Origin of the sequence: Nocardiopsis flavescens (assembly GCF_900141985.1) — a bacterium.
GTDB lineage: Bacteria > Actinomycetota > Actinomycetes > Streptosporangiales > Streptosporangiaceae > Nocardiopsis > Nocardiopsis flavescens.
The window spans coordinates 82,131-97,910 of record NZ_FQZK01000015.1 but is presented as its reverse complement, the minus strand read 5'-3'; the positions used below and the strand labels follow the sequence as shown (position 1 = coordinate 97,910).

Annotated in this window: 11 protein-coding genes and 1 tRNA gene; 5 read left to right on the top strand and 7 right to left on the bottom strand. The window is 73.5% G+C overall.

What is annotated here, in order from left to right; genetic code table 11:
• Nucleotides 1-219: 219 nt before the first annotated feature.
• A complete protein-coding gene (gene upp, locus BUE45_RS22145) occupies nucleotides 220-873 on the bottom strand; it encodes a uracil phosphoribosyltransferase (RefSeq protein WP_073381312.1) in 654 nt (217 codons plus the stop codon).
• Nucleotides 874-1,154: 281 nt separating this feature from the next.
• Between upp and BUE45_RS22140 the strand changes: the two genes are divergently transcribed.
• The 4 genes from BUE45_RS22140 to BUE45_RS22125 all read left to right on the top strand — a co-directional run bounded on the left by BUE45_RS22140 (nucleotide 1,155) and on the right by BUE45_RS22125 (nucleotide 2,770).
• Entirely contained in the window at nucleotides 1,155-1,652 is a 498-nt protein-coding gene (locus tag BUE45_RS22140) for a tRNA adenosine deaminase-associated protein (RefSeq protein ID WP_073381348.1), read from the top strand.
• Between the two features lie 42 nt (nucleotides 1,653-1,694).
• Nucleotides 1,695-2,171: a tRNA adenosine deaminase-associated protein gene (locus BUE45_RS22135; RefSeq protein WP_073381311.1), complete on the top strand. Its 477-nt coding sequence runs from the start codon at nucleotides 1,695-1,697 to the stop codon at nucleotides 2,169-2,171.
• Complete coding sequence (locus tag BUE45_RS22130) at nucleotides 2,168-2,641, top strand: nucleoside deaminase (protein WP_073381310.1); 474 nt, start codon at nucleotides 2,168-2,170, stop codon at nucleotides 2,639-2,641. The genes BUE45_RS22135 and BUE45_RS22130 overlap by 4 nt, the downstream gene beginning before the upstream one ends.
• Nucleotides 2,642-2,682: 41 nt before the next feature.
• Nucleotides 2,683-2,770, top strand: a tRNA-Ser gene (locus tag BUE45_RS22125).
• A gap of 186 nt (nucleotides 2,771-2,956) precedes the next feature.
• On the opposite strand, the gene BUE45_RS22120 is transcribed toward BUE45_RS22125, so the two are convergent.
• Entirely contained in the window at nucleotides 2,957-3,808 is an 852-nt protein-coding gene (locus tag BUE45_RS22120) for a LacI family DNA-binding transcriptional regulator (protein WP_073381309.1), read from the bottom strand.
• Complete coding sequence (locus tag BUE45_RS22115) at nucleotides 3,805-6,276, bottom strand: glycoside hydrolase family 2 protein (RefSeq protein WP_073381308.1); 2,472 nt, start codon at nucleotides 6,274-6,276, stop codon at nucleotides 3,805-3,807. Before BUE45_RS22115 ends, BUE45_RS22120 begins: the two co-directional genes overlap by 4 nt.
• Before the next feature lie 121 nt (nucleotides 6,277-6,397).
• On the opposite strand from BUE45_RS22115, the gene BUE45_RS22110 reads away from it, so the two are divergent.
• Nucleotides 6,398-7,594: an ROK family transcriptional regulator gene (locus BUE45_RS22110; protein WP_073381307.1), complete on the top strand. Its 1,197-nt coding sequence runs from the start codon at nucleotides 6,398-6,400 to the stop codon at nucleotides 7,592-7,594.
• On the opposite strand, the gene BUE45_RS22105 is transcribed toward BUE45_RS22110, so the two are convergent.
• The 4 genes from BUE45_RS22105 to BUE45_RS22090 form a co-directional block, all read right to left on the bottom strand.
• Nucleotides 7,571-8,149, bottom strand: coding sequence for a PadR family transcriptional regulator (locus BUE45_RS22105; protein WP_073381306.1), 579 nt, complete (start codon nucleotides 8,147-8,149; stop codon nucleotides 7,571-7,573). The genes BUE45_RS22110 and BUE45_RS22105 overlap by 24 nt on opposite strands.
• Nucleotides 8,150-8,194: 45 nt before the next feature.
• Nucleotides 8,195-10,210, bottom strand: a complete 2,016-nt coding sequence (locus BUE45_RS22100) for an NADPH-dependent 2,4-dienoyl-CoA reductase (RefSeq protein WP_073381305.1) — start codon at nucleotides 10,208-10,210, stop codon at nucleotides 8,195-8,197.
• A gap of 117 nt (nucleotides 10,211-10,327) precedes the next feature.
• Nucleotides 10,328-11,107, bottom strand: a complete 780-nt coding sequence (locus tag BUE45_RS22095) for an SGNH/GDSL hydrolase family protein (protein WP_073381304.1) — start codon at nucleotides 11,105-11,107, stop codon at nucleotides 10,328-10,330.
• 123 nt (nucleotides 11,108-11,230) lie between these two features.
• On the bottom strand, nucleotides 11,231-14,932 hold the full coding sequence (locus BUE45_RS22090) for a hypothetical protein (protein ID WP_073381303.1): 3,702 nt from the start codon (nucleotides 14,930-14,932) through the stop codon (nucleotides 11,231-11,233).
• Between the last annotated feature and the right edge of the window lie 848 nt (nucleotides 14,933-15,780).

Sequence of the window (15,780 nt, the reverse complement as noted above, 5' to 3'; positions counted from 1 at the left end):
GTTACGTTCTCGTCTCGAAATGAATTCGGATAATGCGGTGCGGTCTGTCGTCTCTCGGGGTCGGGTGCGCTCTCCGCCATCCCGGCTTCGACCAGGGGCGACGGCGGGTCGTGGAAGGACTCTGCCCGGTTTTCGGCCATTCATTCGTCCGGCAGTGAAAACAACCGAAAAAGCGCCCGGCCGGAAGACCGGCCGGGCGCTCCGCGCGCGGGGAAGGGATCAGGCGCAGCCGTACAGCCGGTCGCCCGCGTCGCCCAGTCCCGGCAGGATGAAGCCGTTGTCGTCGAGGCGCTCGTCCACGGCTGCGGTCACCACGCGCAGCGTCGCCCCGTGGTCCGGGGCCAGGGACTCGGCGAGTTTGCGCTCCACCGCGACCAGGCCCTCCGGGGCGGCCAGCAGGCAGATCGCCGTGATGTGGTCCGCGCCCCGCTCCACCAGCAGCTTGAGCGCCGCGGCCAGGGTGCCGCCGGTGGCCAGCATCGGGTCGAGCACGTAGCACTGGCGGCCCGACAGGTCCTGCGGCAGCCGGTCGGCGTACGTGGCCGGCTGGAGGGTCTCCTCGTCGCGGGCCATCCCCAGGAAGCCGACCTCGGCCGTCGGCAGCAGGCGCGTCATCCCGTCGAGCATGCCCAGCCCGGCGCGCAGGATCGGCACCACCAGGGGGGTGGGGCGGCTCAGCTGGGTACCGGTGGTCTCCACCAGGGGCGTCCGGAGGGTGACCTCCGTCACTCGGACGTCGCGGGTCGCCTCGTAGGCGAGCAGCGTCACCAGTTCGTCGGTCAGGCGCCGGAAGGTCGGGGAGTCGGTCCGCACGTCGCGCAGGGTGGTGAGTTTGTGCGCGACCAAGGGGTGGTCGACGACCAGGGTTTCCAAGGTGTTCTCCGGGTGAGCTGGGACGACGGGATGGTGGCCGGGGAGCTGGGCCAGGCAGAGTCTAACCGCGCGTACCCACCCGGAAGGGTCCGCGCGGGGGCCCGCGGAGCGCCCGCGGCGAGCCCCCGCGGGGCCGCACCCCCCGAAGTCGTGAGAGCGTTGTCGGACTGAGGCGGACAAGGGCCACGGCGGGTGCGGAGTGATCGTTACCATGTCACTCGCAACGGGCGATCCGGGGTTCCTTCGTCCGGACTGATGGCACCGGCCGGGTTGGGGTGACGATGACAGTGCTCGATCATGATGACGATTCGGGCGACTTCGCGGCCGTGGCGTTCCGGGAAGAGGAGTACTGGGAGGTCGACCTCCTGCCGGTCGCCCTGGTGCACGACCTCAAGGGACTGATCCACGCCCTGCGCCAGCAACCCAGTATCAGCGGGACGATCGGCCTCGTGTCGGTGGGCGACGACTTCTTCGTCATCGTCCGCGTCTACGGGGGAGAGGTGTCCCTCTTCCTGTCCGACGTGACCGCGTCCGTCGACTGGCAGGTCGCCCGGGACGTGCTCGACCACCTGGACATCGACCAGCCCGACGACGATGATCTCGATCAGGTCCTGCCCGCGGGAGACCTGTCGATCGTCGCCGATCTGGGACTGGACGAGATGGAGCTGGGCGCCCTGGCCGGAGATCTCGACCTGTATCCGGACGAGGTGCTGGCCAGCATCTCCGAACGGCTCGGATTCGCGCAGGCCTTCCAGCGTGTCCTCGACGCGATGGGGTAGAGGACCCCACGAACACAGCCCGGAGAACGAGGAGAGCACGCGGTGTCGACCTTCGCAGCCGTCTTCGCCCCCGACGGGGGGACGTGGCGGGGAGCCGAGCTGGAGCTCGGTGAAGTGGACGTCATCGACGACGTCACCGACCTGACACTCGACTTCGCCACCGACACGGGGTCGCCGTCCGCGGTCCTCCTCATCGAGGTCGACGACGACTGGTTCGCCATCGTCCGCGCCGACGAGGACGCGGAACCCCGCGTGTACCTGTCCGACCTCCGCGTCGCCGAGGACTACCCCCTGGCCGGGGTGCTCGCCGAGGCGGGCGCCCTGGTGGGGGCCGGCGTCCCGGACACCGCCCGGGGGGCCGCCCCGAGCGGCGACTCCGGGCTGCTGGAGGACTTCGGGGTCCCGGCCGAGGAGCTGCGCTCGCTGTCCGTGGGCAGCGGCGTCCTGCCCAGCGACGTCCTGGCGGTCGTGGCCGACCGCGCCGGGTTCGGCGAGGTCCTGGACGGCATGCGCCTGTGAGCACGGCCCTGGACACCGCGCTCCGCGCGGCCCTGGCCGAGGCGGAGCGGGCCCTGGCCTCGGGGGACGTCCCGGTCGGGGCGGTGGTCCTGGACCCGGGCGGCGCGGTGGTCGGCCGCGGGCGCAACGAACGCGAGGCCGCCGGGGACCCGACCGCGCACGCCGAGGTCCTGGCGCTGCGCGACGCCGCCCGCCGGCGCGGCGAGTGGCGCCTGTCCGGCTGCACGCTCGCGGTCACCCTGGAGCCCTGCGTCATGTGCGCGGGCGCCACGGTGCTGTCCCGGGTGGACCGCCTGGTCTACGGAGCCCGCGACCCCAAGGCCGGCGCGGCGGGCTCGATGTGGGACCTGGTCCGCGACCCGCGCCTGAACCACCGCCCCGAGGTGATCCCGCCCGACCTGGTGGACGCCGACGTGGCCGCGGCCTGCTCCGGCCTGCTCACCCGGTTCTTCGGGCGGCGGCGCGGATAACCGGTTCTGCGCACCCCCTCCCATCCGGTAGAGTGGCTCGCGGTGGAGTCGCCTAGTGGCCGATGGCGCCCGCCTCGAAAGCGGGTAAGGGGCAACCCTTCGAGGGTTCAAATCCCTCCTCCACCGCCACCAGCCGCCCCCGGCACAGCCGGGGGCGGTTTTTTCGTGCGCCGGCCCGGGGTGCGGGCGGTGTCGACAAGGCGGTGGGGGGACGTGTCGACGTGGCGACGTGTCCGCAGGTCGACGGGTCCGCAAGGGGATTGGTCGACAGGGCCGCCTGTCGGCGGGCGGCCCTGTCGACAGGCCGACAGGCCGCTACTCCGGCGCGGGGCCGGTGCTGCCGCGGGCGGTGAAGCGGGCGGCGGGGGAGCGGCGCGCGGCGACGGGCAGGCCCCGGGCCGCCTCCAGCGCGGCCTCGGCGACGAGGGTGCCGTACCGGTGCACGTCCACGGTCATCGCGCTCAGCTCGGGCGAGACCAGGCGGCAGCGCGTGGAGTCGTCCCAGGCCACCAGGCTCAGCCGGGAGGGCACGTCCACGCCCAGCGAGCGGGCGGCCTCCAGTCCGCCGACCGCCATCACGTCGTTGTCGTACAGGATCGCGGTGGGCGGCTCCGGTGCGGCCAGCAGCGCGGCGGTGAGCCGCTCGCCCGCCTCGTGCGAGTAGTCGCCCTCGGCGGTCGCCGGTTCGGGCAGCCCCGCGGCGGCGCAGGCCGCGGCGAGGGCCTCGCCGCGGGCACGGGTGTGCAGCAGCGGGGCGGGCCCGCCGACCCGCGCGAGGCGCCGGTGCCCGAGGGCGCGCAGCCGCTCCACGGCCTCCCGTACGGGGGAGCCCTGGTCGGAGACGACCCCCGGCAGGTCCGAGCCCTCCGCGGCGCCGGCGACGACGAACGGCAGCCCCAGCCCGCGCAGCAGCTCCGGCCGGGGGTCGTCGACGGTCGGGTTGACCACCGCGACGGCGTCGACCACGCCGCGCTCCGCCCAGCGGCGGTGCGCGGCGGCCTCCTCCCCGGCGGTGGAGACCAGGTGCAGCATCACCCACATGTCGTGTGCGGCCAGCCGTTCCTCGATGCCGCCGATGAACTCCATGAAGAACGGCTCGGCGCTCAGGAGCCGGCGCGGCCGGGCCAGGACCAGCCCGACCGCGCCCGCGCGGTCCTGCGCGTTCATCGCTTCCCGCGGGGGTGCAGGGAGGCGGCGCTGCGCAGCACCGGTCCGCGGGTGAACTCCTGCGGGTCGACCTCGGCCGCGGTGCGCACCAGGAAGGTGTGCGTCTCGCCCGGCAGCAGGTCGACGAGCATGTCGTCCACCTCGGCGTCGGGGGCGACCCGGTCGGCGAGCACGGACACGCCGCGGGCGAGCGAGGACGCGCTCACCCGCACGCTGTACCCGCCGGGGGCGGGCTCGGCCTCGGCCGTGAGCGCGTCGGTGTCGTAGGCCAGGTGGACGTCCTCGCGGAAGGGGCGCACCAGGCGGGTCTCTCCGGCGGTGGCCACCAGCACCTCCCGGGTGTCGTCGGCGGCCGCGAGCAGCGACCGGGGCGGTTCGTACTCGGCCGTGGCCCGGACGGGCACGGACAGGGCGGTCTCGGTCCCGTCCAGTATCCCGCCCGCGAAGTCCCGGCGCTCCACCCGCAGCAGGGCCTCCCACGGCTCGTCGGTGTCGTTGACCGCGATGAGGACGAGGCGCCCGTCGCGGGGCTGGAGGGTGAGCAGGCGGGGGGCGTAGGCGTCGCGCAGCGCGTACCAGAGGGGCTTGCGCCGCCCCTGCCCGTCCACGGCGGCCCAGGAGGTGACCGGCCAGCAGTCGTTGAGCTGCCAGACCAGGGAGCCGGCGGTGCGCGGCCACCAGGACCGGTAGTGCTCCACCCCGACCGCCACCGCGCGGGCCTGGTTGAGCTGGGTGGCCCAGTGCCAGTCGGCGAAGGTGGTGGGCGTGGGCAGGTGCATGGACAGGCCGCGGGAGAGCTTGCCGTTGCCGTCCTCGGCCTTCTGGTGGAGGAGGAAGACGGGGGACTCGGGGGTGAGCGGCTCGTCGTGGATCCACTCGGTGAGGGTGGACCAGGTGGGCGGCCCCTGGAACCCGAACTCGGAGCAGAAGCGGGGCACGATGTCGCGGTAGGCGCGGTGGTCGGTGCGGTTCCACACGTCCCACTCGTGGCGGGTGCCGTGCGCCTCGGCGTTGGGGTGGGACTCCTCGGCGGTGAGTCCCGGGGAGTAGGGGCTGCCGTCGGCGTAGAACCGGGTGGGGTCGAGTTCGGCGACCACGGCCGGGAAGAGCTCGGTGTAGTACCGGTGGCCCCAGGTGAGGTCGCCCAGCCGGTCCTTCCAGCCCCAGTCCTCGTGGCCCCAGAGGTTCTCGTTGCCGCCGTTCCACAGGGCGAGGGAGGCGTGGGAGGACAGGCGGGCGACGTTCTCGCGGGCCTCCGCCTCGAACTCGCCCCAGAGCGGGTCCTCCTCGGGGTAGGCCGCGCAGGCCAGCAGGAAGTCCTGCCAGACGAGGACGCCGCGTTCGTCGCAGACGTCGTAGAAGTCCTCGGTCTCGTAGATGCCGCCGCCCCAGACCCGCAGCATGTTCATGTGCGAGTCGACGGCCTGGCCGACACGGTGTTCGAGGCGCTCGCGGGTGATCCGGGTGAGGAAGTGGTCGTCGGGGATCCAGTTGGCGCCCTTGACGAAGACCGGTCGGCCGTTGACGGAGACGGTGAAGGGGGTGCCGTGCTCGTCGGGCTCGGTGTCCACGGTGACGGTGCGAAAGCCGATGCGGCGGTGCGCGGTGTCCAGGGCGTCGGCGCCGTCCCGGGCGGCGAGGGTGAGGTCGAGGTCGTACAGCGGCTGGCCGCCGTGGCCGACGGGCCACCACAGGTCGGCTCCGGGGACCTCGACGGTGACGGTGCCCGATGACGCGTCGGCGGCCAGGGTCGCGGTGGCGGTGCGCCCGGCGACCGCGGCGGTGAGGACGAGGGGGGTCCCGTCCCCGGCGCGTTCGAGGTCGGCGTGGACCTCGACCCGGCCGGTGCCGTCGGCGTCCACGGTGACCAGGGGGCGGACCCGGGCCAGGCGTGCGGTGGTCCAGCGCTCCAGGCGCACGGGCTTCCAGATCCCGGCGGTCTGGAGGTCGGGCCCCCAGTCCCAGCCGAAGGAGCAGGCCATCTTGCGGACCATGTTGTAGGGGTGCGTGTTGGTGTGCGGGCGGGCGCCGAGGCGCTCGCGCTCCTCCTCGGCGTACTCCAGGGCGGAGCGCAGGTCCACGGTCAGCTCGTTGCTCCCGGCGCGCAGGGCGGCGCGGGCGTCGAACCGGTGGGAGCGGTGCATGTTGGCCGCGGTGCCGAGCACCTGCCCGTTGAGGGTGACGGTGGCGACGGTGTCCAGCCCGTCGAAGGCCAGGTCGACGCGCTCGCCGTCGGCGGGGGCGTCGGCCTCGAAGACGAGGGTGTAGCGCCAGTCGGTGCGGTGCACCCAGGTGAGCTCGGCCTCGGCGGCGTCCAGGTAGGGGTCCGGGATGAGCCCGGCGGCGAGCAGGTCCAGGTGGGTGCTCCCGGGAACCGCGGCGGGGATCTCCCGGTCGGCGATGTCCCCGGGGACGGGCCCGGCGGTGGCGGTCAGGCGCCAGCCGTCGTGGAGGGTGTGGCTGAGCATGCTGCTCCTCGTGTGCGAGCCGGTGGTGCCAGGATTCTTTCTTCAGTGAACTAAGTAAGTCAAGGGCGGGGTGGCGGCTACCCTGGTGCGCACCGAACACGCGGTACAGCCGGAGGTTCCCTTGGGTCGGGCCACTCCCCACACGTCGAGCCGGGCGACGGTCCTGGACGTCATCAGGGCGGCCGGGACCATCAGCCGGTCCGGCCTGGCGGGCGCCACCGGGCTGACCGCGGCCACCGTCTCCACGGTGGTGCGCGGGCTGCTCGCCGACGGCCTGGTGACCGAGGCCGGCCGCGCCGAGTCCACCGGCGGCAAGCCCCGGGTCCTGCTGCGCCTGGCCCCCGCCTCCCGGTACGCCGTCGGCGTGCACCTGGACGCGGGCGGCGCCACCTACGCGCTCACCGACCTGACCGGCGCGGTCGTGTCCCGCACGGCCCACGCCGGGAGCCCGGGCGCCGGCCCCGCCGGGGACCCCGGGCACACGGCCCGCCGGGTGGACGCCCTGGTCGAGGGGGCCGGTGTGGACCGGCGGCTGCTGCTGGGCATCGGGCTGGTGTCGGCCCAGGGCGACCCGGCCGGGGCACGGGAGCTGGAGCGGGCGTCCGGGCTGGCCGTGGTCACCGGCGACGACGCCACCGCCGCCGCGCTGGGCGAGTACTGGTCGGGGTCCGCCGGCCGCTCCTCGGTCCTGGTGGCGGTGCACACCGGCGCGACGCTCGGCGCGGGGGTGCTGGTCGACGGGGTCCCCTACCGGGGCGCGCACGGCCGGGCCGGCGGGCTCGGGCACGTGTGCGTGGAGGTCGACGGCCCGCCCTGCGGCTGCGGGGCGCGGGGCTGCCTGGAAGCGGTGGCGGGGCCGGCCGCCGTGGTCGCCGCGGCCCGCGCCGGCGCGCGCGGCGCGGCGCCGGCCGGCGGGGACGGCGCGGTCCCGGTGACCGCGGGGTTCGCGGCGGTGGTGCGGGCCTCCCGGGAGGGGGACGCCGCGGCGCGGGCCCTGCTGGAGCGCTCCGCCCGGTACACGGCGGTGGCGGTGCGCACCCTGGTCGGGGTGCTGGACCCGGACCTGGTGGTGCTCACCGGGGCCGGACAGGCGGTCGCGGGCGCGACCTACCTCCCGGCGGTGCGCGGGGAGCTGGAGTCGGCGTTCGCGGGGCGCCAGGGCGAGCCGGTGCGGGTGCGGCTGTCGGAGTTCGCCGACACCGCCCCGGCGATCGGCGCGGCCGCGATGGTGCTGCGCTCCCGGCTCACCCCGCTGCGCACGCCCGGGCTGCGGCTGCCCGAGGGCCTGTCCGAGTCAGGACACGTCCCCGTCGGCTGAGCCCCCGGCCTCCGGCGCCCCGGCCGTCCCGGACAGCTCCTCGACGGCGCGGGTGAGCCAGGACACCCAGCCGGTCTCCATGTCGATGCCGCCGCGCAGCACCAGCAGCTGGACGCGCTCCTGTTCGGTGCGCGGACCCCCGGGGTAGTCCCGCCGCTCGAACTCCCGGTACTCCTCCAGCCGGGCGCGGTGCAGGTCCCGGTGGCGGACCAGCTCGGGGAGCAGGTCGCCGACGCCCACCACGCCGGCGGCGCGCAGGCGCAGCGGCAGCGGGTCCCGGGACACCCGGGGGTCCTCGCGGCGGTCCACCCAGGCCCGCAGCTCCGCCCGGCCCTCGGGCAGCACCTCGTACTCCTTGCGCTGCCCCCGGGTGGGGACCGGCGAGGGCAGCGCGCGGATCAGCCCGGCCTGTTCCAGCTTGCCCAGCTCCCGGTAGATCTGCTGGTGGGTGGCCGACCAGAAGTAGCCGATGGAGCGGTCGAACCGCCGGGTCAGCTCGGACCCGGAGGAGGGCTTCTCCAGCAGGGCGGTCAGCAGGGCGTGGGGCAGGGACATGTGCGCGTTCCAGGTTCGGGTCGCGGGCCGGGCGGGCGGGCGCGGCTACAGGGCGGCGGCCAGGCGGGTGCCCTGGTCGATGGCGCGCTTGGCGTCCAGCTCGGCGGCCACGTCGGCGCCGCCGATGAGATGGGTCCGCACCCCGCGCTCGGCCAGCGCGTCGGCCAGGCCGCGGCGCGGCTCCTGGCCGGCGCACACCACGACGGTGTCCACCTCCAGCACCCGTGCCTCGCCGTCGACCGCGATGTGCAGGCCCTCGTCGTCGACGCGGGTGTACTCCACCCCGGCCAGCGTATCCACCCCGCGGTGCCGCAGCTCCAGCCGGTGGATCCACCCGGTGGTCTTGCCCAGGCCCGCGCCGACCTTGCCGGTCTTGCGCTGGAGCAGGTGGACGCGGCGCGGCGGGGCCGGGCGCTCGGGGGCGCGCAGCCCGCCGGGGGCGGTGTGCGCGGTGTCCACGCCCCACCGGCGGAAGAACTCGGCCGGGTCCAGGGACGCGTTCCCGCCGTCGTCGGTGAGGAACGCGGCGACGTCGAACCCGATGCCCCCCGCGCCGATGACGGCGACGCGCTCGCCCACCTCGGCGTTCCCGCGCAGGACGTCGACGTAGCCGACGACCTTGGGGTGGTCGATGCCGGGGATCTCCGGAGTCCGGGGGGAGACGCCGGTGGCCAGCACGACCTCGTCGTATCCGGCGAGGTCGTCGGGGGTCGCCTCGGTCTTGAGGCGCACGTCGACGCCGAGCCGGTCGAGCCGGACCCGGAAGTAGCGCAGGGTCTCGTCGAACTCCTCCTTGCCCGGCACCCGGCGGGCCATGTTCAGCTGCCCCCCGATGTCGTCGGCGGCGTCGAACAGGGTCACCCCGTGGCCGCGTTCGGCGGCCGACACCGAGAACGCCAGCCCGGCCGGGCCCGCGCCGACCACGGCGATCCGCTTGCGCAGGCGGGTGGGGGAGAGCACCAGCTCGGTCTCGTGGCAGGCACGCGGATTGACCAGGCAGGACGTGATCTTGAGGCTGAACGTGTGGTCCAGGCAGGCCTGGTTGCAGCCGATGCAGGTGTTGATCTCCTCGGCGCGCCCGGCGGCGGCCTTGGCCACGAACTCCGGGTCGGCGAGGAAGGGGCGGGCCAGGGCGACCATGTCGGCCCGGCCGTCCGCGATGATCCGCTCGGCCACCTCGGGGGTGTTGATGCGGTTGACCGCGACCAGGGGGACGGACACCTCGCCCATGAGCTTCTCGGTCACCCAGCCGTAGGCGCCGCGCGGCACGGAGGTGGCGATGGTGGGGATGCGCGCCTCGTGCCAGCCGATGCCGGTGTTGATGATGGTGGCCCCGGCCTCCTCGACGGCCCTGGCGAGCCGGACGACCTCCTCGAACGTGGAGCCGTCCGGGACCAGGTCGAGCATGGACAGGCGGTAGACGATGATGAAGTCGGTGCCGACCGCCTCGCGGACCCGGCGCACGATCTCCACGGGGAAGCGCATGCGGTTCTCGTAGGAGCCGCCCCAGGCGTCGTCGCGCCGGTTGGTGGCGGCGGCGATGAACTGGTTGACGAGGTAGCCCTCGGAACCCATGATCTCGACGCCGTCGTACCCGGCCTCGCGGGCCAGGGCGGCGGTGCGTGCGAAGTCCCCGACGGTCCGCTCGACCTCGTCGGCGGTGAGCTCGCGCGGGGTGAACGGGTTGATGGGGGCCTGGAGCGCGCTGGGGGCGACGAGGTCCTCGTTGAAGGCGTAGCGGCCGGTGTGCAGGATCTGCATGGCGATGCGGCCGCCCTCGCGGTGCACCGCCCCGGTGACGACCCGGTGCTGTGCGACCTCGTCGGCGTTCGTGAGCTTGGCGGCGCCCTTGAAGGTGGTCCCGTGGTCGTTGGGGCCGATGCCGCCGGTGATGATCAGGCCGGCGCCGCCGCGGGCGCGCTCGGCGTAGAAGGCGGCCATGCGCTCGAAGCCGCCGGGGTGCTCCTCCAGGCCCAGGTGCATCGAGCCCATGATGACCCGGTTGGGCAGGGTGGTGAAGCCCAAGTCCAGGGGGGCCAGCAGGTGGGGGTAGTCGGTCATCGTGCCTCCTCGCGCGGGGTGCCTCGCGGCCCGCTGTCCGGGCGGCCCGCACCCTCATTATGCAACAAGTTGCAAAATGGGTCGCAGGCCGACCCGGGGGACCGGGTGCGCCCCGGGTCAGCCGGTCTCGACGGGCAGCAGCCCCGGGCGCTTGGCCACCCGGCCGTCGCCGGAGGACCGGCCGCGCAGCCGCCGCACCACCCACGGTCCCAGGAACGCGCCCAGCCAGCGGATCTCGTCGGCCGCCGCCGGCAGCCTGCCCGGCCGGGGCAGCACGGGCAGCGGCAGCGTCCACGCGTCGTCGGCGCCGGGCAGCTCCAGCGCCGAGGCCAGCGCCCCCGCGATCCGGTCGTGCCCCAGCGGGGTGCAGTGCAGCCGGTCGGTCGCCCACAGGCGGCGGTCGGTCGAGATCTCGTACCGCGCCACGTCGGCCACCACCACGCCGTGGCGCCCGGCCGCCGCCCGGATCCGCTCGTTGAAGTCCAGCACCCGCGGCACCAGGGGGCGCGCCAGCGGGGCCACCCTGGCGATGTCGGGGAAGGTCAGCGTCGCCACCCGGGCGCCCGCGCCGGTCAGCGCGGCGAACATCGCCTCCAGCTCGCCGATCACCGCCCCGGCGTCGTACCCGGAGCGGATCACGTCGTTGACCCCGGCGAACACCGTGGCCACGGTCGGCTCCAGGGCCAGCGCGGGCTCCAGCTGCTCGGCGCGCACCCGCGCGGCCAGCCGGCCCCGGATCGCCAGGTTCGCGTACTCCACCCGCGCCCCGGTCGCCGCCATCCTCTCGGCCAGCCGGTCGGCCCAGCCGCGCACCCCCAGGACGTCGTCCCCGTCCCCGACGCCCTCGGTGTGGCTGTCGCCGATCGCGACGTAGCGCACCCTGTCCCCAGGACCCATCCCGGACTCCTCACCTCGTGGCCAGGACGGCATCTTATTCCACAAAGTGATTAGTCGACTTATGTACCAGCACCCGAGCCGACCTCCGGGGCCGACTCGGGAACCGGTGCCTTCGTGTCCCGTTCAGGGCAGGGACGGCCCGCCCGCCGTATCCGGCCCGCCGGCGCCCCAGGCGGGGTCCCCGGCTAGTGCGACGAGACGGGGCAGCGCATCCGGGGCGAGCAGGGGCAGTACCGGGATCGTGTGGGGCCACACGTCGGCCTCCGCGAGCCCGCGCACGATGTCCCGGGCCGTCTCCTCGTCCGGGGGAGCGCCGTCAGCGGCGGCGCGGGCCAGGGCCAGACAGGTACGGAGCACGCGGTCGCCGGCCCGGCCGTCCGTGGACAGTGCCGCCGGGGCACCCGCCAGGTACGCGGCCGCGGCCCCGAGCGCCTCCGACCGCGCCCGCGGGGTCGGTACCGCGTCGGCCCGCCGCCACAGGGCTGCGGTGTCCCCCTCCATCGCGGCGTACAGGACGAGTTCGGCGCTGTGGTCCTGTGCCGACCGGTGCGAACGCCGCCACCGGTCCCGCAGACCGGTGACGGTGTCGCCGTCCTCCTCGGTGAGGCAGCCGAGTTGTTCCAGCAGGGCGAGGACGACCAGGGAGGGCGCGGGTGGAGACATCGGTGAGCCGGCCAGGTGCTGCACAGCGCGGTGGAGTGCGTCGCGCAGGCGCGGCTCCGGAGCGCGGATGTCCGGGAAGGCCAGGAGAAGGGCCGCCAGCTCGGGAAGGACGCGGAGCGGGCTGCCGGGGGCGATCCTGCCCGCCAGGGCCTCTACCAGGGGGACGGCCATGCGTTCCGCCTCGTCGGGGCGGTGGCGGGCGAGACCGGCCGCGACGGCCGTCATCGCCTGCCGTTCCTGCGCGGCGGAACCTCCCGTCGCCATGGCCGAGGCGGCGGCGCCGTCCCCGGCGTGCGCGAGGGCCTGGGCCACCGTGTTCCGCAGACCGGCTTCCCCACTGTCGGATACCAGGTCCGCCGCCTCCCGGGCGTAACGGGCACCCGCCTCGCGGAACCCGCCGAGGGAGCATCCGAGGGAGAGCGAGCCCAGGTGACGCGCCCGGGACCCGGTGTCGGACAGGTCCGCTACGACGGCTTCCGCGGGCGGGAACTCCCCCGCCAGCCCGAGGGCATGGCACAGTTCCACCGTCCAGGGCCCCGGGACGGGCAGGGGTGCCTCCGGGACGGGACGCCGCCGCAGGCACTCCTCCAGAAGCTCGCGACCGCGTGAGAGGTTGCCCTTCTCCTGCTGCTCCTCTGCCTCGCGGAGCAGGCTCAGGTGTGCGGGCTCGTCCCGGTCCGATCGATCCTCGGACCGGTTTTTCGTTTTCTTCGGCGTGGAGGTCCGCGCATCCGACTCGGCCCATCCCGCCTGGATCGACTCGACGACCCCCTGAGCCCGCTCCGCCAGCGGCTCCCCCAGAGAACCCCGCCGGTCGCCGTCGATCCACGGGGCCCACAGGGACGCGGCGTCGTCGAGGGAGGCCCGCGTGATCCCTGCTTCGCTGACGGCCTGGGCGAAACGGGCCAGCGTCCCGCCCATCCCACGGCGGAGATGGGCGCGGTCCTCCTCCGACAGTTCCTCGGGGCGCTCCTCAAAGGTCGTGATCGCCTCGACTATGCGGGCCTCCGCCCGGTGCTTCAGCTTGACCGCTTGTCTGCTGCGTTTGGCGGGCAGATTGGCGAGGGCCGATATTCCGGCGATGAGGACATCGACCTTCTCCAGCTCGTCCGCGGGGTCGACCGCCTCGCACACGGCCTGGATGAGGTCACCGGCTTCGGGGCCCCGGTCGGGGACCGCGCGGGCCAGAGCACCCCACAGGTCCACAGCCGCGGCCTGGGCGCGCGTATTCCCCATGCTCAGGGTCTGTGCCCGGCCGAACAGCGCCTCCACGGTCGCGGGGTCCCGGTCAGCCGCCAGCAGCCCGGCCGCCCGGACGAGAAGCGCCGAGTCGGCTGCGGGATCGTGTGCCACGGCCAGGAGCAGCGGACGCGCGGTGCCCCGGTCGTGCAGCTTCATGAGCGTCGCCGCGGACCCCAGGAGCCGTTCGTAGGGTCCGGCCTCCCGGTGCGCACCCGGCGACCCCCGGTCCACCCGGTCCCCGTCCAACCACTCGGCCGCCTCCCCGACGACGGCGTCCACGCCGGGGATCCCCGCGTCCGCCATCTGCGCCGCTGCCTCGGCCAGATGGACGGCCCGCAGGATCGGTGTCGGCGCGGAGCGGGCGAGGGCGCGGGCCCGTTCCGCGACACCGAGCCTGACGAACAGGGCGGGGGACCCGTCCGGCACCTCGCGGGACTCCCGTCGCACCAGGGCCCGCACGGCGGAGAGCGGGATGAGTTTCGCCAGGCCCTCGGCGGTCCCGTCGGGGCCAGCCTCGTCCGCGAAGGCCGTGAGCCGGCCGAGCGCGACGTCCGGTCCGAACGTGGCGGAGAGCCTGCGCAGCCTGGGCAGGTCGAGGGCGTACGCCGTGCGTTCGGCGTCGTCCGTCAGCAGCCGCAGCTGCTGTTTCAGAGGAAACGGCGGGGTCCCGTCGGGCCAGCCCCGTGCACCCCACGCCCGCGACCAGGACAGCAGTTCACCGGTGCGCCGCAGGACACCGGCATCCCCCAGGCCCGCGCGGACGGCGTCGACCAGACCGGACCCGGCCAGTGCGTAGGTCTGACGGACCGGGTCGTCGAGGACGACGGCACGGCCGGCCGGTCCGGCGAACAGGCGGTCGATCCGCTCCCCGGGAAGTCCGGTCAGCTCCGCCAGGTCCTGCACCCGCAGGCCGCCGCCCGCCACGGCCAGCAGTTCCGCCACCGGGCGGCCCAGGGGGTCGGTGGGTGGCGCCGGACTCCGCTCCGCCGGGGCAAGCCCGGCGACGGGCCGGAGTTCGTGGAAGTTCTCGGCCTGGCGCAGCGGGTGCCGCTTTTCAGGGATGTCGTCGGGAAGACGTACCGAGCGACGGAGGGAGACGATGACACGCATACCCGACGGCGGGGCGGCCGGGAGAAGCGCGGCGATGCTCCCCGGGGCAAGTTCGTGTTCGGCCGGTTCTCGGGCCCCGGCCGTCGGCGCACCGTCCTCGCCCTTCAGACCCGACCAGGCGACGTCGTCGTCAAGGCCGTCGACTATGAGCACGAGCCTTCGTCCGAGGTCTTTGCTCTTCTGGGCGGCTTCGGCGAAGAGCTGCCGCCAGCCCCGGACGTTGTGGGGGACGCGCTTCTCCCTGTCGAAGAGTTTGTGGATCTGACCGGCCAGTTCTTCCGCGAACGAGGCCCGGGTGTCGGTGCCTTCCGCCGGGGAGACGAAGAAGGAGAGGATGTCGCATTTGGGCGGAGGGTAACGCCGGATGTAGTCGGCCAACAGCACGGACTTGCCCACCGGCGCTTCGGCCTGCCAGCAGCGATACGACGGGGCCTCTGGTCCGCTGGCCTTGACGAACGCGTTCATGATCGTGCGTTCGTTCTCGCGTCCCCGGACGGTGTCGGGCACGGACAGGCAGAGGGTCGTCGAGTGGTCGCTGACGAAACCGGGCCCGCCCTTCTCCTTCGCCTTCTTCTCCGCCTCCGCCTTCGTGCGAGCCAGAGCGGAATGCCGTCGACCGGCGTTGGCCTCTTGGGCCCTCTCCTCCTGAGCCGCGCGCAGGGTCTCACGCCACAGGGCTTCCGGGTACACGGGGTGGCCGATGACCTGCTCAAGCCGTCGCACCACGGAGAGGAACTTCTCGGTCTGGTCCGGGACCGATCCGTCCAGCCACTTCTGCCAGGTGGTCCTGGCGACTCCCAGCGACTTCACTTGACCCGGGTCTAGCTTAGCGTCACTTTTCGCCTTCCCGAGCATGACTTTCAGTTTATCTCGTGCGTCCCCAGATGAAGCGCTCACCTGCTTTTTCCTCTCTTGTTGGCAGTGGGAGAAAAACTGCGGTCCTGAAATTAATTTCACCCCTTTGACCTGCGCAAATCGTGTGCTGATGGTCGGAGTGAGTGGCGGGGCGCCCTGGCTTTCCAGGATTATTGAGTCAAGGCCGAAGCGGTCGGGAATTGGATTCTAATAAAGGGGTGGGTTGTGTTTGATGTCTCGCAGATCCTCGTCGACGCCACGATTGTGGGTGGACTGGTCGCCAGTGTGATCTATGTAGTGGTTCGGTCTGTTGCTGCATTGGTGTCCGTCTTCGCCCCCACTGCGGAGCAGCGCAGGGACGCCCGGTCGACCCTGACCATCCTGGTGCGCAAGAGGTAGCGACAAGGGTGGCGCCGGTGTGATCGTGGATCTTCGGCAACTCGACTTCTTCACGTTCCCGTGAGGTTTATAGGTTGCGGAAGATTTTCCTGAATGCCTGCGCGATGGCGACTTGGTGCGATAAAAAGGTGTGCGTCGTCATGAACCGCCTCGTTCCGCTTTGGCGGGGCGAGGCGGTGCGCGAGTCCCTGTGGCATGCCGGCGGAGCCCTGTACAGCGGAGGGGCTGTCGATGGATTGCGGGCCAAAGCGGCCCATCCCAGTGATTTCGCATTGTATGTCCGATATTCGCGTGATGGGGGTGGGGCAGGGCGACGGAGTCCCGCGGGAGGCGGGAGTGGCCCCTCGACAGCTTCACGATCTCGTGTTGATTTCCTCCCCGCGGATGCGGGGGTGTTCTGATGC